At 72.0% G+C, this 18,910-nt stretch carries 14 protein-coding genes and 1 pseudogene; 8 read left to right on the forward strand and 7 right to left on the reverse strand.

Annotation, left to right across the window (positions count from 1 at the left end):
• Nucleotides 1–67 precede the first annotated feature (67 nt).
• From BLW82_RS19220 to ssd, 4 genes are all read right to left on the reverse strand, one after another.
• Nucleotides 68–856: a type II secretion system F family protein gene (locus BLW82_RS19220; protein WP_093500126.1), complete on the reverse strand. Its 789-nt coding sequence runs from the start codon at nucleotides 854–856 to the stop codon at nucleotides 68–70.
• Entirely contained in the window at nucleotides 853–1,713 is an 861-nt protein-coding gene (locus BLW82_RS19225; protein ID WP_177233001.1) for a type II secretion system F family protein, read from the reverse strand. The genes BLW82_RS19220 and BLW82_RS19225 overlap by 4 nt, the downstream gene beginning before the upstream one ends.
• Nucleotides 1,714–1,906: 193 nt before the next feature.
• Complete coding sequence (locus tag BLW82_RS19230) at nucleotides 1,907–3,100, reverse strand: TadA family conjugal transfer-associated ATPase (protein ID WP_093500129.1); 1,194 nt, start codon at nucleotides 3,098–3,100, stop codon at nucleotides 1,907–1,909.
• Nucleotides 3,097–4,197 (reverse strand): septum site-determining protein Ssd, encoded by a 1,101-nt coding sequence (ssd, locus tag BLW82_RS19235; protein WP_093500131.1) that lies wholly within the window; start codon nucleotides 4,195–4,197, stop codon nucleotides 3,097–3,099. Before ssd ends, BLW82_RS19230 begins: the two co-directional genes overlap by 4 nt.
• 581 nt (nucleotides 4,198–4,778) lie before the next feature.
• Between ssd and BLW82_RS19240 the strand changes: the two genes are divergently transcribed.
• Complete coding sequence (locus tag BLW82_RS19240; protein ID WP_093500133.1) at nucleotides 4,779–5,603, forward strand: HAD family hydrolase; 825 nt, start codon at nucleotides 4,779–4,781, stop codon at nucleotides 5,601–5,603.
• 402 nt (nucleotides 5,604–6,005) lie between these two features.
• On the opposite strand, the gene BLW82_RS19245 is transcribed toward BLW82_RS19240, so the two are convergent.
• Nucleotides 6,006–6,830: a Fic family protein gene (locus BLW82_RS19245; protein ID WP_093500135.1), complete on the reverse strand. Its 825-nt coding sequence runs from the start codon at nucleotides 6,828–6,830 to the stop codon at nucleotides 6,006–6,008.
• 100 nt (nucleotides 6,831–6,930) lie between these two features.
• Between BLW82_RS19245 and BLW82_RS19250 the strand changes: the two genes are divergently transcribed.
• Nucleotides 6,931–7,911, forward strand: a complete 981-nt coding sequence (locus BLW82_RS19250; RefSeq protein ID WP_177233002.1) for an ATP-binding protein — start codon at nucleotides 6,931–6,933, stop codon at nucleotides 7,909–7,911.
• A 24-nt stretch (nucleotides 7,912–7,935) separates the two neighbouring features.
• On the opposite strand, the gene BLW82_RS19255 is transcribed toward BLW82_RS19250, so the two are convergent.
• Nucleotides 7,936–9,198, reverse strand: a complete 1,263-nt coding sequence (locus BLW82_RS19255; RefSeq protein ID WP_093500137.1) for a polysaccharide deacetylase family protein — start codon at nucleotides 9,196–9,198, stop codon at nucleotides 7,936–7,938.
• Nucleotides 9,199–9,479: 281 nt separating this feature from the next.
• On the opposite strand from BLW82_RS19255, the gene BLW82_RS19260 reads away from it, so the two are divergent.
• From BLW82_RS19260 to BLW82_RS45515, 6 genes and pseudogenes are all read left to right on the forward strand, one after another.
• Nucleotides 9,480–11,870, forward strand: a complete 2,391-nt coding sequence (locus BLW82_RS19260; protein ID WP_093500139.1) for a SulP family inorganic anion transporter — start codon at nucleotides 9,480–9,482, stop codon at nucleotides 11,868–11,870.
• 303 nt (nucleotides 11,871–12,173) lie between these two features.
• The gene (acs, locus tag BLW82_RS19265) at nucleotides 12,174–14,132 is read left to right on the forward strand and encodes an acetate--CoA ligase (protein ID WP_093500141.1); all 1,959 of its coding nucleotides are present in this window, start codon (nucleotides 12,174–12,176) and stop codon (nucleotides 14,130–14,132) included.
• Between the two features lie 232 nt (nucleotides 14,133–14,364).
• A pseudogene (nhaA, locus tag BLW82_RS19270) lies at nucleotides 14,365–15,816 on the forward strand (Na+/H+ antiporter NhaA).
• 76 nt (nucleotides 15,817–15,892) lie between these two features.
• Complete coding sequence (locus BLW82_RS19275; RefSeq protein WP_093508139.1) at nucleotides 15,893–16,381, forward strand: phage holin family protein; 489 nt, start codon at nucleotides 15,893–15,895, stop codon at nucleotides 16,379–16,381.
• Nucleotides 16,378–17,298 carry an alpha/beta fold hydrolase gene (locus tag BLW82_RS19280; protein WP_093500145.1) on the forward strand — a complete coding sequence of 307 codons (921 nt, stop codon included), beginning with the start codon at nucleotides 16,378–16,380 and terminating at the stop codon, nucleotides 17,296–17,298. Before BLW82_RS19275 ends, BLW82_RS19280 begins: the two co-directional genes overlap by 4 nt.
• Before the next feature lie 127 nt (nucleotides 17,299–17,425).
• Entirely contained in the window at nucleotides 17,426–17,605 is a 180-nt protein-coding gene (locus BLW82_RS45515; RefSeq protein WP_093500147.1) for a hypothetical protein, read from the forward strand.
• Between the two features lie 27 nt (nucleotides 17,606–17,632).
• Here the strand turns inward: BLW82_RS45515 and BLW82_RS19290 are convergent, their stop codons facing one another.
• A complete protein-coding gene (locus BLW82_RS19290; protein WP_093500149.1) occupies nucleotides 17,633–18,832 on the reverse strand; it encodes a MarP family serine protease in 1,200 nt (399 codons plus the stop codon).
• Between the last annotated feature and the right edge of the window lie 78 nt (nucleotides 18,833–18,910).

Genomic DNA, 18,910 nt, shown 5'->3' on the forward strand with positions numbered 1-18,910 from the left:
TTCCACTCCCTTTGACTCTCTTGGATTCGACTTCAGTTCGTATCCGCCGCCCTCCCCGTCGCGCCCCTCATCCACCACCCCCTCGCAGCACCCCGCCCGCCAGTCCGATCACCACGGGGAGTACGCCCACCGCGATGAACGCGGGCAGAAAACAGAGCCCCACCGGCGCCGAGATCAGCACGGCCGCCCGTCGTGCCCGCGCGGTGGCGCTCCTCGCCCACTCGGCGCGGGCGTCCGAGGCGAGCCGCGCGACGGGCGCGGCCGCCGGCATCCCGGACTCGTCCGCGCGTTGCAGCAGCCGGGCCAGCGGGGCCGCACCCGGCAGTCCGGACAACCCCCGCCAGGCGGCCGCCGGTTCACCGCCCAGCCGCACCTCGGCCGCGCCGCGCGCCAGTCCCTCCCCAACGGGTCCGCCGAGTGCCTCTCCAACGGCCTGGGCGGCGACCACCGGACCGGCCCCGGCGGCGATGCAGGCCGACAGGAGGTCCGCGGCGAGCGGGAGTTGGCGCGCGGCCTCGACAGCCTCCGCCTCGGCCGTCCGGTCCCCGCCGCCCGCCCTGCTCCGCCACCGCCACAGCCCCACCGCGACGCCCAGTCCCAGCAGCACTCCGGCGACCCCGCCGACCAGCACCCAGCCGCCGCACACCACCCCGACGGCCGGCAGCCACCCGCGGACGGCACCGCCGACGGCGGAGTGCCTCTCCGTCCGCTCCAGCCTTTCCAGGCCGAGCAGTTCGGCCACCCTGCGCCGGGTCCGGCGCCCGCGCCTGGCCAGCTCCAGCCGCCATGCCGACCAGCCCAGGGCCGCCAGCACCCCGGCCGTCACCCCCAGCCTGTGGACAACCTCCGCGCTCACGCCGCCTCAGCTCCCCGCACGATCCGGACCGCCCACCACATCCCGGCGCCCTCGAACGCCGCGCCGACAACCAGGCAGCCCAGGCCCGCCCCGGTGTGCAGCAGCACCCGCAGCGGGTCGGCGCCCATGGCCGAGCCGAGCAGGAGGCCGAGGGCGGGCAGCGCGGCGAGCATCACCGCGGTGGCCCGGGCGCCCGACAACTGAGCGCGCAGGTCGGCACGTTGGCCGCGTTCGGCGCGCAGGGCGGCGTCCAGGCGGTCGAGACCGGCCGCGAGTCCGGCACCCTGGTCGACCGCCACCCGCCAGCAGGCCGCGAGCCCCAGCAGGCCGTCGGCGCCGGGCTGCCGCGCCGCCACCGCCAGCGCCCCCGGCACGTCCCCGCCGAAGCGCGCCGCCGCCACCACGGCCGGCCTGGCCTCACCGAGCCCGCCGGAGTCCCGCGCGGCCCGCAACAGCGCCTCACCCGGCTGCCGTCCCGCGCGCACCTCACCGGCGAGCGCCCCGCACAGCGCGATCACCGCGTCGGCGCGCTGCTGGCGGGCCCGTCGCGCCTGGCGGGCCAGCCGCACCCGGCGCAGCGCCGGCACCCCGGCCGCCCCCGCGAGGACCGGCAGGAGCGAGGCGGCGAGCAGCGCGAGGGCGAGGCCTACGGCCGGGGCCCACCACTCAGCCCGCCAACGGCCGCGCAGCCGCCGGAGTTCCCCGAGCGCCTGCTGCCAGGAGGGCGGCCCGGTGGTCACCACTCCGCCGCCGGCGAGCAGCAGCCGCGTCCGCCGAACCTCACGCTGCCGCTCGGCAAGCAGCCAGGCCATGACCCCGCCGCACACCAGGGCCGCACCGACCGTCGTCCCACCCATCACACACACCTCTTTCGACTATGGATCGCTCTCGACCCACGGATCGCTCGCAACTCACGGACCGGTTCAACTCACGCATCACTGGCGACTCATGGACCGCTTTCAGCTCACGGACCACTCGCAACCCAGGGATCGCTCGCAACTCACGGAGCGCTCGCAACTCAGGGATCGCACATGGATCGCTGACGTCACTTCAGGCCGGAGCTCCCGGCTCACCCATGCCACTCCGCAGCAGCCCCCGCAGCCGCTCCCACCCCTGCTCCCGCGCGAAGGCCGCCGCGTCCCAGCGCAGCGCCGGTACCGTCCGCACCAGCCCGGAGGGGTCCCGCTCCAGGACGTGCAGCTCGGCGATCCGCCGCCGGCCCGCGCGGTCCCGTACCAGGTGCAGCACCACCGACAGCGCGGCGGCGAGCTGGCTGTGCAGGGCGGCCCGGTCGAGCCCGGCGGCCGTGCCGAGGGCCTCCAGGCGGGCCGGCACGTCCGCGGCCGCGTTGGCGTGCACGGTGCCGCACCCGCCCTCGTGGCCGGTGTTCAGCGCGGCCAGCAGGTCGACCACCTCAGGCCCGCGCACCTCGCCGACGACGAGCCGGTCGGGCCGCATCCGCAGGGCCTGGCGGACCAGGTCCTCCAGGGTGACGAGGCCGGCGCCCTCCTGGTTGGCGGGTCTGGTCTCCAGCCGTACGACGTGCGGGTGTTCGGGCCTGAGCTCCGCCGAGTCCTCGGCGAGCACGATCCGCTCGCCCGGGCCGACGAGACCCAGGAGGGCGCTCAGGAGGGTCGTCTTGCCCGTGCCCGTCCCACCGCTGACCAGGAAGGACAGCCGGGCCGCGAGGAGTGCCCGAAGGATCCGGTCGCCGCCCGGGGGCACGGTCCCGGCCGCGACCAGTTCGCCGAGGGTGAACGCCCGCGGGCGGACCACCCGCAGGGACAGGCAGGTGCAGCCGACGGCCACCGGGGGCAGGACCGCGTGCAGGCGGGTGCCGTCGGGCAGCCGGGCGTCCGCCCAGGGACGCGCGTCGTCCAGGCGCCGGCCGGCCACCGCGGCCAGCCGCTGCGCGAGGCGCCGTACCGCCGCCGCGTCCGGGAAGGCGACCGGGGTGAGTTCCAGGCCGCCGCCGCGGTCCACCCAGACCCGGTCCGGGGCGGTCACCAGGACGTCGGTGACCGTGGGGTCGGCGAGCAGCGGCTCCAGTGGGCCGCTGCCGACCAGTTCGGAGCGCAGTCGCTCGGCCGCGCCGAGGACTTCGGCGTCCCCGAGAACCCGCCCCTGGGCACGTAGTGCCTGTGCCACCCGCGCCGGGGTCGGTTCGGCGCCGCTCTCGGCGAGCCAGCGCCGTACTCCGTCGAGCAGGGCCGGGCCGTCCGCGCCCGCGGTGCCGGGGCTCATGCGACACCCCCCGTCTCGACCAGGGTGCGCTCCCAGAAGCCCTTGCAGAAGCGGGCCAGCGGCCCGCGGGCGGCGGACCCCGGCGGTTTCCGGTCGGGACGGCACAGGCCTGGTTCGGCCGGTACCTCGCCGGCCAGCGGCAGTCCGAGCAGCCGGGCCACCTCGCGGTCGTCCAGGCCCGGCGCGTAAGGCCCCCGTACCGCGACCCTGAGATCGCGCACGACCATGCCGACGGTGGCCGCCACCCGGCCGGCCGCGGCGACGGCGCGGAGTTCGGCGGGGACCACCAGGACGGCGAGGTCGAGCTGGGTGAGGACCTCGGCGACCTCGTCGTCCAGGCGGCGCGGCAGGTCGACGACGACCGTGCCGCCGCGCCGCCGGGCGGCGGCGAGCACCGCCCGGACGGCGGGTGGCGGGATCGCCACGCAGTCGCCGCGGTCCCAGCTGAGGATCCGCAGCGAGTGCAGTTCGGGCAGGGACTCCTCCAGGGCGCCGCTGCCGAGCCTGCCGCGCGAGGCGGCGAAAGCCGGCCAGCGCAGGCCCTCGGCGGTCTCGCCACCGAGGAGTACGTCGATTCCGCCGCCCAGTGGATCCGCGTCCACGAGCAGGGTGCGCAGTCCCTCACGCGCGGAGGTGACGGCGAGCGCGCAGGCCAGCGTGGAGGCGCCGGCCCCGCCCCGGCCGCCGATGACGCCGACGGTGAGGGCCGGGCGGCCCACGCCCTCGACGACGTCGGCGATCCGGTCGACGAGCCACTGCTCGCCGTCGGGCAGCATCAGGACGTGGTCGGCGCCGATCTCCACGGCCCTTTTCCACACGTCCGGGTCGTCCTGGTCGAGGCCCACGAGGACCACCCCGCGCCGGCGCGTGGCGCCGCGCACCCGCCGGGCGGCGTCGTCGCCGACCAGGACGAGCGGGGCGGATTCCCAGCCGCCGCCGCGGTCCGGCGGGCCGTGGTGGACCTCCGGTTTGGCACCTGCCGCGGCGCACAGGCGCAACAGGTCGTCGAGCAGTTCGGCGTCCTCGGTGACGATCATCGGACGTCCGGGCCGTCCCGAGGCGGCGGACGGCGGGTCGTGAGTGACGGTTCCGGCCACGTGAGCTTCCCCCTTGGCTGCTTCTCCCGCATGGCCCCTGCGGCCACGCGATTCACAAACGTGCGAAGAACCGGCGAGCGGCTCCATATGCACGGCCGACAGAAACCGGCCATTGGCGCCCGACAAACGGAACCGGCCATGAACTCGCCGCCGCCGGAGCGCGCTGGAATCACGGTGCAGCGAACCCGGAAATCGTGTGGATCTTGGTCCGAAACTGTGGACAACTCGACGGTTGTGAATATCGCCGTCACCCATACCGGTGAGCCTCGTTCTGGGGCCCGTGCGACTTCCACAGCGCAGCGCCACGACTACCCAAAGTGACGGATCATGGGCATGCGAGAAGGGCGGCCGAAGCCGCCCAGCCTGGGGCCCGTGGCCCGAGAGAGAGGAGGAAAACCCATCCGGACATGCGACGACCCCCACCGGGGGGGAGAGTGGGGGTCGTCTCCACGGCCGACTCGGGGGGGGAGGAGCCGGACCGGGTTAGCACGGTCGCGAACGATCCGTGACTTCCATGGTGTACCCGAGAGCCCTCTCAGGCAAACCCACGCGCCCCACCTTACGCCGAATGGTGGGCGCCTATGCTCGGGGGCGTGGAAAGCCACTCCTTGCCCCGCACAGCGGCCTTCTTTGACCTGGACAAGACGGTCATTGCGAAGTCGAGCACGCTCACGTTCAGCAAGTCGTTCTACCAAGGCGGTCTGATCAACCGCAGGGCGGCGCTGCGCAACGCGTACTCCCAGTTCGCCTTCCTGGTCGGCGGTATGGACCACGACCAGATGGAGCGCACGCGCGCGTACCTGTCCGGCCTCGTCCGTGGCTGGGATGTCCGGCAGGTCAAGGAGATCGTCGCCGAGACCCTGCACGACCTGATCGACCCGATCATCTACGACGAGGCCGCCTCCCTCATCGAGGAGCACCACAAGGCCGGCCGGGACGTCGTCATCGTCTCCACCTCGGGCGCCGAGGTGGTCGAGCCGATCGGTGAACTCCTCGGCGCCGACCGGGTGGTGGCCACCCGCATGGTCGTCGGCGACGACGGCTGCTACACCGGCGAGGTGGAGTACTACGCGTACGGGCCGACCAAGGCGGAGGCCGTCCGGGAGCTGGCCGCCTCCGAGGGGTACGACCTGGACCGCAGCTACGCGTACAGCGACTCGGCGACCGACCTGCCGATGCTCCAGGCCGTCGGGCGTCCGCACGCCGTGAACCCGGACCGCGCGCTGCGCCGCGAGGCCCTCGCCCGCGGCTGGCCGATCCTGGACTTCCACCGGCCGGTGCGGCTCAAGCAGCGGATCCCCACGCCTCCGCGGCCGGCCCTGGTCGCCGCGGCGGCCATAGGAGCGGCGGCCGCCACCGCGGGCCTGGTCTGGTACGCGAGCAGGCGCCGGAGCACGGTCGCCTGAACCGGCACCCCGCCCCCGACCCTCGGCACTCTTCACCCGTTCGGCCTATCGACGCCCCTTTCGATCGCCTTTGAACCCAAAAGTAAAGAACTGTAGGCGGGGGTTCCGCTTGCTCCGGGCTTGCAGTACAAAGGGGTTAGCGGCCCGCGAGACCAAAGGACATCCGAGAGGATCACCTTTAAAACGCATTTGGCCCCACGGACCGAGCATGAACACCGGGCACCCACGCGACGTCGACCCGTCGATTACGGGCCAGCCGCACCAGGTGACGGGCAAAGTACCCGACCTGATGGGCAACACATCGAGGACGCTTGGTAACCCGGTGAGCATGCCAGCGGCGGTACGAGCCCTCGTACCGCCGCAACCCTTTCCCGGGGCCCCGCGCGGCTTTCCGGACGGCTCCTACGCCGCCCCGCGCTGCAGCGCCTCGCACACCGCCGTCGACTCGCGCACGCCGAGTTCGACCGCCCGCCCGCAGTGCGCGATCCAGGCCGCCATCCCTTCCGGAGTACCGGAGACGTAGCCGTCCAAGGCCGCCAGGTAGGAGGCACGGCCCAGTTCGGCGTGGCCGACCTCGGCGGGGCAGATCGCCTTGGGGTCGAGGCCGCTGCCGATCAGCACGATCCGCTCGGCCGCGCGGGCGACCAGCCCGTTGCAGGAGGTGAAGGGCCGCAGCGCGAGCAGTTCGCCGTGCACCACCGCGGCCGTGACCAGCGCGGGTGCCGCACTGCCCGCGACGACGAGTTCGGAGAGCCCTTCAAGGCGCGCAGACACCTCGTCGGCGTCCGGCAGTTCACGTTCCACCAGCGGCTCGTCGACGCGCTCGCCGACTCGCCGCGGCCGGCCGACCTCGTCGCCACCGGTCGCGGCCGCCACGAGGTGCAGCCTGGCCAGCACCCGCAGCGGTGACTGCCGCCAGATGGACAGCAGCTGACCCGCCTCCGCGGTCAGCCGCAGGGCCGCGCCGACCACGCGCGCTTCGCCGTCCACACCGAAGTCGGAGCGCCGCCGTACCTCCTCCAGCGCCCAGTCGGCACCGGACAGCGCGGCACTGCCCCGGGCGGCCCGCAGCGCGGCCTCCGAGGTGACGGCATTGCTGCGGCGCCGCATGACCCGATGCCCGTAGACCCGGTCCACGGCCTTGCGCACGGACTCCACGGACTCGGCCACCCCGGGCAGCGCGCCCAGGGCCGCGAGCGGATCGGCGGTCGCACCTGTCGTACTCATGAGTACGACAGTACGCACCGCACCCCGGGGCTCCACGAAGGAGTGGTCTTCTTCACTCCACATGACACGCACCGCCACCATACGACTACTCTTCGTGAACATGAAAATTGCTTTCGTCGGGAAGGGCGGCAGCGGCAAGACCACGCTCTCCTCCCTGTTCATCCGCCATCTGGCGGCCGTCGGCGCGCCGGTCGTCGCCGTCGACGCCGACATCAACCAGCACCTCGGCCCCGCGCTCGGCCTCGACGAGACGGAGGCGGAGGCACTGCCCGCGATGGGCGAACGGCTCTCCCTGATCAAGGACTACCTGCGCGGCCACAACCCGCGCATCGCCTCCGCCGCGACCATGATCAAGACCACCCCGCCCGGCGAGGGTTCGCGGCTGGTCCGGGTGCGGGAGCCCAATCCGGTGTACGACGCCTGCGCGCGGCCGGTGGAACTCGACGGCGGTGCCGTCCGTTTGATGGTCACCGGACCCTTCACGGAGGCCGACCTGGGGGTCTCCTGCTACCACTCCAAGACGGGAGCGGTGGAGCTGTTCCTGAACCACCTCGTCGACGGCCCCGACGAGTACGTCGTGGTGGACATGACGGCGGGCTCGGACTCCTTCGCCTCCGGCATGTTCACCCGCTTCGACATCACGTTCCTCGTCGCCGAGCCGACCCGGAAGGGGGTCTCCGTCTACCGCCAGTACAAGGAGTACGCCGGGGACTTCGGCGTCGTCCTGAAGGTCGTGGGCAACAAGGTGCAGGGGCAGGAGGACATCGACTTCCTGCGCTCGGAGGTCGGGGACGACCTGCTGGTCACGGTCGGGCACTCGGACTGGGTGCGCGCCATGGAGAAGGGCCGCCCGCCCCGGTTCGACCTCCTGGAGAACCCCAACTCCCGTGCTCTGCACACCCTGAAGGTGGCCACCGACGCGACGTACCAGCTGCGGGACTGGGAGCGCTACACCCGGCAGATGGTCCACTTCCACCTGAAGAACGCCCTGTCGTGGGGTAACGAGCGCACTGGGGTCGACCTGGCGACGCAGATCGACCCCGGCTTCGTGCTCGGCGAGGGAGTGGCCGCCACCGCCTGACGGGCGGCGGCCCCGGCTCCGCGCCTACTGCTTGACGGCCGGCGCCCCGGGCACCCCCTTCGGTGCCGGGGCGGGACGGCCGGACAGGAAGGACTCCCAGCCCTGCCGCGGGGCCTCGCCCACGTTCAGGGTGCGCAGCCTCGCCAGGACCTTCGGGTCCTGGGCATCCAGCCAGTCGGCCAGCTGCCGGAAGGAGACGCAGCGCACCTCGGGCTTGTTGCACACGTCCGCGACGACCTCGTCGAGGGCACGCATGTAGGTGCCGCCGTTCCAGGACTCGAAGTGGTTGCCGATGACGAGCGGTGCGCGGTTGCCGTTGTAGGCCCGGTTGAAGCCCTGGAGCAGCCCGTCGCGCATCTGGTCGCCCCAGTAGTCGTACTTGTCGGGGTCACCCTGGGTCGACGTGCCGGACTGGTTGACCATGAAGTTGTAGTCCATGGTCAGCTGCTCGTAGGTGTGGCCGGGGAAGGGGACGAGCTGCATCGACAGGTCCCACAGCCCCTCCCTCTTCTTGGGCCACACCTGGTCGTTGACACCACTGGTGTCGTAGCGGAAGCCGAGTTGGCTCGCCGCTTTCACGAAGTTCTTCTGGCCCTCCAGGCAGGGGGTGCGGGCGCCGATGAGCTCCTTGTCGTAGTCGAAGGGCAACGGGGCGGCGTCCTTCATGCCGGTGTTGGTCTTCCAGGTCTTCACGAACTGCTTGGCCTGCGCGATCTCGCTCTTCCACTCGGCCACCGACCACTCGCCGACCCCGCCGTCGGGGCCGCAGAAGTGCCCGTTGAAGTGGGTGCCGATCTCGTTGCCCTCCAGCCAGGCCAGCCGTAGCTGTTTGGCCGTGTCGGCGATGCCCTGCTCGTCGTTGAAGCCGATCTCGGAGCTGCCGGGCGAGTGCTGCGGGGGCCGGTACAGGTCACGCTTCTCCTCGGGCAGCATGTAGACGCCGCTGAGGAAGAACGTCATGTTCGCCTTGTTCTCCTTGGCGACCTTGCGGAAGTGCGAGAACAGCTTCTGGCTGTCCTCGCCCGAACCGTCCCAGGAGAACACCACGAACTGCGGTGGCTTCTCACCGGCCTTGAGCCGCTCGGGCCGGGGCAGATGCGGCTGCGCCCCGGTGTACGCGGTGGACCCGTCGCCGATCAGACGGACCACGCTCTGGGGCGCCGGCGCTCCCTTCTGCGGTCCGGGTGCCCCTTGCTCGGAGTTGGTACCGGTCGAGCAGCCGGCGACCGACGCGGCACAGGCCGCGGCGGCCACGGCACCGACCGCAATCCTCTGGGTGGCGGCCAATTCCGCTCACCTTCTTCCTTCTCTCGGCTAACGCCGATGACGGCGTTTCATGGCGATGTGCCGGATATCTGCCGACAGCGCGGCCAAGATCGCATAGGACCGAGAGAGGGATTAATACGACAAGCCGATGAACTGCTCACTTCACCCATGGAGGTGAACAGGTGCCCCATTTGCGCAGAAAATCCATGCCTGACCTTTACTCTGCATTACGATTCATTTACTGAACGTTGATTCATCCCGCCCAGATCCGCGACCGCGTCGCCCCGGAGGAGACGGGAAACATGTCATCAGCCTGCGTACCCGCCCACCCCGAGAGCCTCGGCCTCGCCCGAGCCACAACTCCCCACGCCGTCACCGGCGCTGACCGGCAGCGGCACTCGCCCACGCCCCCGCGCCGCCGCCCCCTGGCGGGCGCCGACCTGTCCGCGTCCGTCGCGGTGTTCCTGATCGCCCTCCCGCTGTCCCTGGGCATCGCCCTCGCCACGGGAGCCCCGCTCCAGGCCGGCCTGGTGGCGGCGGCCGTCGGCGGACTGGTCGCCGGCCGGCTCGGCGGCTGTCCGCTCCAGGTCAGCGGCCCCGCGGCCGGACTCACGGTGGTCACCGCCGACCTGATCCACCGGTACGGCTGGCAGGCCACCTGCGGCATCACCGTCCTCGCCGGGCTGGCCCAACTGGGCCTGGGCTGCCTGCGCGTGGCCCGCACCGCGCTCGCCGTCAGCCCGGCGGTGGTGCACGGCATGCTCGCCGGCATCGGCGTCACCATCGCCGTCGCCCAGCTGCACATCGTCCTCGGCGGCACCCCGCAGAGCTCGGTCCTCGCCAACGTCCTGGCACTGCCCGCCCAGTTGGCGAACCTGCACCCGGCCGCGGTGGTGATCAGCGCACTGACCCTGGCCCTGCTGCTGGGCTGGCCCCGGATCCCGGGCAGAGCGGGCCGCCTGCTGAGCGCGGTCCCGGCCGCCTTGGTCGCCGTCGCCGGTGCCACCGCGGCGGCCTCCCTCACCGGGCTCGCCCTGCCCCGGGTCGACCTGCCGTCCTGGAGCAGCCATGCCCTGGCGGGGCTGCCCGAGGGACCGGTGCTCGGCATCGCCGCCTCCGTGCTCACCACCACGCTGGTGTGCAGCGTGCAGTCACTGCTGGGCGCGGTCGCCGTGGACAAGCTGGTGGCAGGCGGCACCGGACCCCAGTCCCGGATCGGCCGCTCCGACCTGGACCGGGAACTGCTCGGTCAGGGTGCGGCCAACATCGTGTCGGGGGCGCTCGGCGGGCTGCCGGTCGCAGGGGTCGCGGTACGCAGCTCGGCGAACGTGAAATCCGGTGCCCTGAGCCGGAACTCCACGATGCTGCACGGCGTTTTCGTAGTAGTCGCCGCGCTGCTGATGGTCCCGGTCCTGGACCTCATCCCGCTCGCCTCGCTCGCCGCCCTGGTGATGGCCGTCGGCATCCAGATGGTGTCCCTGCACCACATCCGCACGGTGACCCGCCACCGCGAAGTGCTGGTGTACGCCGTCACCACGCTCGGGGTGGTTCTCCTCGGCGTCCTGGAGGGCGTGGTCCTCGGGGTCGCCGTGGCCGTCGCCCTCGCCCTGCACCGCCTCGCCCGCACCCGCATCACCCACGACGAGAAGGGAGGAGTCCATCACGTACACGTAAGAGGACAGCTGACGTTCCTCGCGGTGCCCCGGCTCAGCAAAGTCCTGCATCTCGTACCCCAAGGTGCCCATGCCGTGGTGGAGTTGGCCGGTTCGTTCATGGACCACGCGGCGTACGAGTCACTGCGGGACTGGCGCAGGGCGCACACCGCGCGGGGCGGCTCCGCCGAACTGACCGGCTGCCGCGCGGGGGTCAGCTCACCGGAGTACGGCCACGGCCCGGAGCACGGCCAAGGGCCGGGGGACGGTCACCGCCCCGGGCAGCGCGCGGGTCACGGACCCGGGCAGCGTGCGGGTCTCGGTCCCTGGCGCCGGCCTGGGAGATCCACCGGCGGTGGTCATGAACTCGCCCGCGGGATCAGCGCGTTCCAGCGCGACACCGCACCCCTGGTCCGGGAGGAGCTGGCCCGGCTGGCGCGCGAGGGGCAGCAGCCGTCTCAGCTCTTCCTCACCTGCGCCGACTCCCGGCTCGTCACCTCGATGATCACCTCCAGTGGTCCCGGTGACCTGTTCGTGGTCCGCAATGTGGGCAACCTGGTCCCTCTTCCGGGCGAGGAGAACGGGGACGACTCGGTGGCGGCCGCGATCGAGTACGCGGTGGACGTGCTGAAGGTGCGGTCCATCACGGTGTGCGGGCACTCCGGGTGCGGGGCGATGCAGGCGCTGCTCGGCTCCGGAACCGGGGGCACGGCGACCCCGCTCGGGCGGTGGCTGCGGCACGGGCTGCCGAGCCTGGCGCGGCTGGCCGACGAGGGCGGTGAGGGGGTCCGGCTGGCCGGGCGGGCGGCCGCGGACACGATGGAGCGGCTGTGCCTGGCCAACGTGATCCAGCAGTTGGAGCACCTGCGGGCACACGACTCGGTGGCCCGGGCGCTGGCAGCGGGTGCGCTGGAGCTGCACGGAATGTACTTCCATGTGGGCGAGGCGCAGGCGTACCTGCTGCGCCGGGGCGGTGCGGAGGGCGAGGAAGAGGTGTTCGACGGGGTGCCCGGCACGGAGGAGCTGCCCAGCCCGGCTTGAGCGAGGGGCTGTCCGGGCCGGCCGGCGCCACCGCCCTGCATCGGCGGGGTGGGCCGGGCGGGCGGGGCCGGTGTGCACCGGCGGGTCCGGCGTGCACGGGGACGCCGGACCCTGGCAGGCTCGGCGTGCCCAGCCGCCGCAGTAGTCCGGCCACGGCAGTCCGGCCGCGGCACCCCCGCCGCACCCCGCCCTGCCGCGCCTGATAGGTCTAAACCAATTATTCGGCGGCCCTTGTCACCGGGGCCTCAGGTCTGATGAGCTGTGGCCTGGGACACAACGGACACCCTTCGAAAGGGAGATGTCGTGAGCAACGAAAGCCTGGCCAACCTCTTGAGGGAGGAGCGACGCTTCGCGCCGCCCGCTGACCTGGCCGAGAACGCCAATGTCACGGCCGAGGCGTACGAACAGGCCCAGGCTGACAGGCTCGGCTTCTGGGCCGAGCAGGCCCGCCGCCTGGCCTGGGCCAAGGAGCCGACCGAGACGCTGGACTGGTCGAACCCGCCGTTCGCCAAGTGGTTCAAGGACGGCGAGCTCAACGTCGCGTACAACTGCGTGGACCGGCACGTGGAGGCCGGATTCGGCGACCGGGTCGCCATCCACTTCGAGGGCGAGCCCGGCGACAGCCGCGCGATCACGTACGCCGAGCTGAAGGACGAGGTCTCCAAGGCGGCCAACGCCCTGCTGGAGCTCGGAGTTCAGAAGGGCGACCGGGTCGCGGTCTACATGCCGATGATCCCGGAGACGGCGATCGCGATGCTCGCCTGCGCCCGGATCGGCGCCGCGCACTCCGTGGTCTTCGGCGGCTTCTCGGCGGACGCGCTGGCCACCCGGATCAAGGATGCGGACGCCAGGGTCGTCATCACCTCCGACGGCGGTTACCGGCGTGGCAAGCCGTCCGCGTTGAAGCCGGCCGTGGACGAGGCGGTGGGCAAGGCGGGCAACGTCGAGCACGTGCTGGTCGTGCGCCGCACCGGGCAGGAAGTGGCCTGGGACGACTCGCGGGACGTGTGGTGGGACGAGATCGTCGAGCGGCAGCCGGCCGAGCACACGCCGGAGGCCTTCGACGCCGAGCACCCGCTCTTCATCCTCTACACCTCCGGGACGACGGGTAAGCCGAAGGGCATCCTGCACACCTCGGGCGGCTACCTCACCCAGGCGTCGTACACGCACTGGGCGGTCTTCGACCTCAAGCCGGAGACGGACGTGTACTGGTGCACGGCCGACGTCGGCTGGGTGACCGGCCACTCCTACATCGTGTACGGGCCGCTGGCCAACGGCGCGACCCAGGTGATGTACGAGGGCACCCCGGACACCCCGCACCAGGGGCGGTTCTGGGAGATCGTGCAGAAGTACGGGGTGACCATCCTGTACACGGCGCCCACCGCGATCCGCACGTTCATGAAGTGGGGCGACGACATCCCCGCGAAGTTCGACCTGAGCAGCCTGCGGGTGCTCGGGTCGGTCGGCGAGCCGATCAACCCCGAGGCGTGGATCTGGTACCGCAAGCACATCGGCGCCGACCGGACGCCGATCGTGGACACCTGGTGGCAGACCGAGACCGGCGCGATGATGATCTCGCCGCTGCCGGGCGTCACCGCGACCAAGCCCGGTTCGGCGCAGACCCCGCTGCCCGGTATCTCGGCGACGGTCGTCGACGACGAGGCGCACGAGGTGCCGAACGGCGGTGGCGGCTACCTGGTGCTGACCGAGCCGTGGCCGTCGATGCTGCGCACGATCTGGGGCGACGACCAGCGGTTCCTGGACACGTACTGGTCGAGGTTCGAGGGCAAGTACTTCGCCGGTGACGGTGCGAAGAAGGACGACGACGGCGACATCTGGCTGCTCGGCCGGGTGGACGACGTCATGCTCGTCTCCGGGCACAACATCTCGACGACCGAGGTGGAGTCGGCGCTGGTGTCCCACCCGGCGGTCGCCGAGGCCGCAGTGGTCGGCGCGGCGGACGAGACGACCGGTCAGGCGATCGTCGCCTTCGTGATCCTGCGCGGCACGGCGAACGCCGAGGACGAGAACCTCATCGCCGACCTGCGCGACCACGTCGGCGCGACGCTCGGCCCGATCGCCAAGCCCAAGCGCGTCCTGCCGGTGGCGGAGCTGCCGAAGACCCGCTCCGGCAAGATCATGCGCAGGCTGCTGCGCGACGTCGCCGAGAACCGGCAGCTCGGTGACGTGACGACGCTGACCGACTCGACGGTCATGGACCTCATCCAGGCGAAGCTCCCGGCTGCGCCGAGCGAGGACTGACCCCGGCCGGCCCAGGGGACTGCCCCCGACCGGGCCGTCCGTGACGGGCTCGTGGGGCTCGAAGGGCGCCCGGCGCGAAACGCGCCGGGCGCCCTTTTTGCACCTACCGTGAGACTCACCTGGCATCTCCCGCCACACTTTAGGTAAACTAAGCAAAGTTGCGTGATCCCAAGGTGTGCCGGGAAGTCTGGTCGGCAAGTAGCCCTGTCCTGCCCACCGACCGGAGGTCCCCGTGTCCGCGCCCCGCACCGCACCCGTCCGGAAGGTCCTCGGGCGGCTCTCGCTGCCCGAGCGGACCATCGTGGCGGACGCGCTGCGGACCGAGACCGTCGGCGGCGTACTGCTGCTCGCCGCCGCGGTAGCCGCGCTGGTCTGGGCGAACATACCCGGGCTCCGCCACGGCTACGAGAGCGTCGCCGACTTCCACTTCGGCCCCGGCGCCCTCGGCCTGAACCTCTCCGTCGCTCACTGGGCCGCCGACGGCCTGCTCGCCGTCTTCTTCTTCGTCGCCGGCATCGAGCTCAAGCGCGAGCTGGTGGCAGGCGACCTGCGGGACCCGAAGGCGGCCGTCCTCCCGGTGGTCGCCGCGCTGTGCGGCATGGCCGTACCGGCGCTCGTCTACACCCTGACCAACCTCGCCGACGGCGGCTCCACCCAGGGCTGGGCGGTGCCCACGGCCACCGACATCGCCTTCGCGCTGGCCGTGCTCGCGGTGATCGGCACCTCGCTGCCGGGCGCCCTGCGCGCTTTCCTGCTCACCCTCGCGGTCGTCGACGACCTGATCGCGATCCTGATCATCGCGATCTTCTTCACCGAGCGGATCCACTTCGCCGCGCTCGGCGGCGCGGTCCTCGGCCTCGCCGTCTTCTGGCTGCTGCTGCGCAGGGGTGTGCGCGGCTGGTACGTGTACGTCCCGCTCGCGGTCGTGATCTGGGCGCTGATGTACAACAGCGGCGTGCACGCGACCATCGCCGGTGTCGCCATGGGCCTGATGCTGCGCTGCACCACCCGCGAGGGCGAGCAGCACTCGCCCGGAGAGCACGTCGAGCACCTGGTGCGGCCGCTGTCGGCGGGGCTGGCCGTGCCCCTGTTCGCGCTCTTCAGTGCCGGTGTGAAGGTGTCCGGAGGGGCGCTCGGCGACGTCTTCACCAAGCCGGAGACGCTCGGGGTCGTCCTCGGCCTGGTGGTCGGCAAGGCGGCCGGGATATTCGGCGGGACCTGGCTGACCGCCCGGTTCACCCGGGCCTCGCTCAGCGAGGACCTCGAATGGGCGGACGTCTTCGCGGTGGCCTCGCTGGCCGGCATCGGCTTCACGGTCTCGCTGCTCATCGGCGAACTCGCCTTCGCCGGCGACACCGTGCTCACCGACGAGGTCAAGGCTTCCGTGCTCACCGGCTCGCTCATCGCGGCCCTGTGCGCCACGGTGCTGCTGAAGATACGGAACACTCGCTACCGCAGGCTGGTCGAGGCCGAGGAGCGGGACGACGACCTCGACGGCATCCCGGACGTCTACGAGCAGGACGACCCGGCGTACCACCTGCGGATGGCGGAGATCTACGAACGGAAGGCCGCCGAACACCGCAGGATCGCGGCCGAGAAGGCCGGCTCCTAGGGCGCCGGCGAGCGGGACGCGCTTGCCGAAGTGCCGGGCGGGGCAGGCGCGCAGGGCGGCCGTCCGGCATGATCTGACGAGACGGTACAAAAGGCCCGGCGCACAAAGGCCGGTGCAGAAGACGACGAAGACGCAGAGGGAGACCGCGATGAGCGCACCCGACGGCAGCCCGGTCGGTGCCGAACGCAGCATCGGCCAGCTGTTCGCCTCGGCCACGGCCGAGATGTCGGCGCTGGTGCACGACGAGATCGCGCTGGCCAAGGCCCAGCTGAAGCAGGACGTCAAGCGGGGCGCGACGAGCGGCGGTGCGTTCTCGGTTGCCGGGGCGCTGCTGCTGTTCTCCCTGCCCATGCTCAACTTCGCGCTGGCGTACGGCATTCGGACCTGGAGCCACTGGAATCTCGCGATCTGCTTCCTGCTCTCCTTCGCGGCGAACGTCCTGGTGGCCGTGGTCCTCGCGCTGATCGGCGTGGTGTTCGCGAAGAAGGCCAAGAAGAGCCAGGGCCCGCAGAAGGTGGCCGCGTCCATGAAGGAGTCGGCGAGCGTGCTGCAGAACGCCAAGCCGCATCCGCGCCCGGAACTTCCCCGGGACGACGTACGCGCCATCGAGGCCGCTGTGGGACGCTCGTCGTCATGACGGACCCCGCTCCCTCGGCCGTACGGCTGGAGGGCCCCTGGACGCACCGGGACGTCGCCGCCAACGGCGCCCGCTTCCACATCGCCGAGCTCGGCGACGGACCGCTGGTCATGCTGGTGCACGGCTTCCCGCAGTTCTGGTGGGCCTGGCGGCACCAGCTGGTCGCGCTCGCCGACGCGGGCTTCCGGGCCGTCGCCATGGATCTGCGGGGCGTCGGCGGCAGCGACCGCACCCCGCGCGGCTACGACCCGGCGAACCTCGCCCTCGACATCACCGGCGTGATCCGGTCCCTCGGCGAGCCGGACGCCGCGCTGGTCGGCCACGACCTGGGCGGCTACCTGGCGTGGACGGCGGCCGCGATGCGCCCCAAGCTGGTGCGACGGCTGGCGGTGGTGTCCATGCCGCACCCGCGGCGCTGGCGCTCGGCGATGCTCCGGGACCGCCGGCAGACCGCCGCCGCCTCCTACATCTGGGGCTTCCAGCGGCCCTGGATCCCCGAGCGGCAGCTCACCGCCGACGACGGCGCGCTGGTCGGCCGGCTGATCCGGGACTGGTCCGGCCCGCGGCTGCCGGACGACAAGTCCGTGGAGACGTATCAGCGGGCCATGTGCATCCCGTCCACCGCGCACTGCTCGATCGAGCCGTACCGCTGGCTGGTGCGCTCGCTGGCGCGCCCGGACGGCATCCAGTTCAACCGCAGGATGAAGCGGCCGGTGCGCGTCCCGACGCTGCACCTGCACGGCTCCCTCGACCCGGTCACCCGCACCCGCAGCGCGGCCGGCTCCGGCGAGTACGTCGAAGCGCCGTACCGGTGGCGGCTGTTCGACGGGCTGGGGCACTTCCCGCACGAGGAGGACCCGGTGGGCTTCTCCGCCGAACTGGTCAACTGGCTGAAAGACCCCGAGCCCGACCGGTGACCGCGCCGATGCGCCCGGTATCCGGATCTGGACACCTGTTCTACGAACGGCCACATGCCCGGCGCATAGGCCGATTGAGGGGCGTGCGGGAGGTTATCGACCTTGGGGCAGGGGCAGACGTCGGGGTATGGGCTGGACGCACGACTACAGTGACGCACCCCGCAGCCGCCGTACGACAGGCGGCCCGAACCCCTACCGGGGAGCCGCCCCGCAGCTGCAGGGCACTGATCTCAGGGTGGGGATCCCGCACATTCTGCGCCGCCGGGCCCGCTGGGTCTCGGTACGTCTGCGCCACACCCGCGGCTGACCCCTCGAGCGAGGCCCACACGGGTCTCTAGAGGGCGCAGCTGTCGGTGCCCACCTGCTGGCTCGCGGTACGGCCTCGGGCGATGTCCGCCTGGATCTCGTCGGCCGTGAGGGCGTACCCGGTGTCGGCGTCGTCCAGCGACTTCGCGAAGACGACCCCGTACACCCTGCCCTGGGGCGTGAGCAGCGGGCCGCCGGAGTTGCCCTGGCGGACGGTCGCGTACAGCGAGTAGACGTCGCGGCGGACGGTGCCGCGGTGGTAGATGTCGGGGCCGTTGGCCGTGATGCGGCCGCGCACCCGGGCGGGCCGGACGTCGTACGACCCGTTCTCGGGGAACCCGGCGACGATGGCGCTGTCGGTCGTCGCCGCGTCCTTGGCGGAGAACTGCAGGGCCCTGGCCCGCAGGTCCGGCACGTCCAGTACGGCGATGTCGCGCTGCCAGTCGTACAGGACGACCTTGGCGTCGTACTTGCGGCCCTCGCCGCCGATCTGGACGGTGGGCTCGTCGACGCCGCCGACGACGTGCGCGTTGGTCATGACGCGGCGGTCCGCGAAGACGAAGCCGGTCCCCTCCAGGATCTTGCCGCAGCTCTGCGCGGTGCCCGTCACCTTGACGATGGACTGCTTGGCGTTGGTGGCCACCGCGCTGTTGGCGAGAGCGGGGTCGGGTGGCGAGACGTCGGTGATCGGCTCGTTGGCGAAGGGGCTGAAGACCTGCGGGAAACCGTTCTGCGCGAGGACCGCGGAGAAGTCCGCGAACCAGGTGTCGGCCTGGTTGGGCAGCGCTCTGGAGACCCCGAGCAGCACCTTGGAGCTGCGCACCTCCTTGCCGAGCGTCGGCAGGGTGGTGCCCGCGAGGGCGGAGCCGATCAGCCAGGCGACCAGCAGCATCGCCACCACGTTGACCAGCGCGCCGCCGGTGGCGTCCAGGGCGCGGGCCGGGGACCAGGTGATGTACCGGCGCAGCTTGTTGCCCAGGTGGGTGGTGAGGGCCTGGCCGACGGAGGCACAGACGATGACGACGACCACGGCGACCACCGCGGCGGTGGTGCTCACCTCGGCGTTGTCGGTCACCGCGTCCCAGATCACCGGCAAGGCGTAGACGGCGGCGAGCCCGCCGCCGAGGAAGCCGATCACCGACAGGATGCCGACGACGAACCCCTGGCGGTAGCCGACGATCGCGAACCACACGGCGGCGACCAGCAACAGGATGTCCAGCACGTTCACCGAGTCAAGCCTCGCCTCGTCGCTTCGCGGTCTCTACAGGTCGGCCGGGGGTCCGACCCGCCGCGAGGCGGCGGCAAC

The sequence above is a fragment of the Streptomyces sp. Ag109_O5-10 genome, assembly GCF_900105755.1.
Lineage (GTDB): Bacteria > Actinomycetota > Actinomycetes > Streptomycetales > Streptomycetaceae > Streptomyces.

Excerpts from the sequence above, each read along its gene's own strand:
- BLW82_RS19225 (WP_177233001.1), bottom strand. The coding sequence starts at position 1,713 with ATGGGTGGGACGACGGTCGGTGCGGCCCTGGTGTGCGGCGGGGTCATG.
- BLW82_RS19230 (WP_093500129.1), bottom strand. The coding sequence starts at position 3,100 with ATGAGCCCCGGCACCGCGGGCGCGGACGGCCCGGCCCTGCTCGACGGA.
- BLW82_RS19240 (WP_093500133.1), top strand. The coding sequence starts at position 4,779 with ATGCTCGGGGGCGTGGAAAGCCACTCCTTGCCCCGCACAGCGGCCTTC.
- BLW82_RS19245 (WP_093500135.1), bottom strand. The coding sequence starts at position 6,830 with ATGAGTACGACAGGTGCGACCGCCGATCCGCTCGCGGCCCTGGGCGCG.
- BLW82_RS19250 (WP_177233002.1), top strand. The coding sequence starts at position 6,931 with ATGAAAATTGCTTTCGTCGGGAAGGGCGGCAGCGGCAAGACCACGCTC.
- BLW82_RS19260 (WP_093500139.1), top strand. The coding sequence starts at position 9,480 with ATGTCATCAGCCTGCGTACCCGCCCACCCCGAGAGCCTCGGCCTCGCC.
- BLW82_RS19275 (WP_093508139.1), top strand. The coding sequence starts at position 15,893 with ATGAGCGCACCCGACGGCAGCCCGGTCGGTGCCGAACGCAGCATCGGC.
- BLW82_RS19280 (WP_093500145.1), top strand. The coding sequence starts at position 16,378 with ATGACGGACCCCGCTCCCTCGGCCGTACGGCTGGAGGGCCCCTGGACG.
- BLW82_RS45515 (WP_093500147.1), top strand. The coding sequence starts at position 17,426 with ATGGGCTGGACGCACGACTACAGTGACGCACCCCGCAGCCGCCGTACG.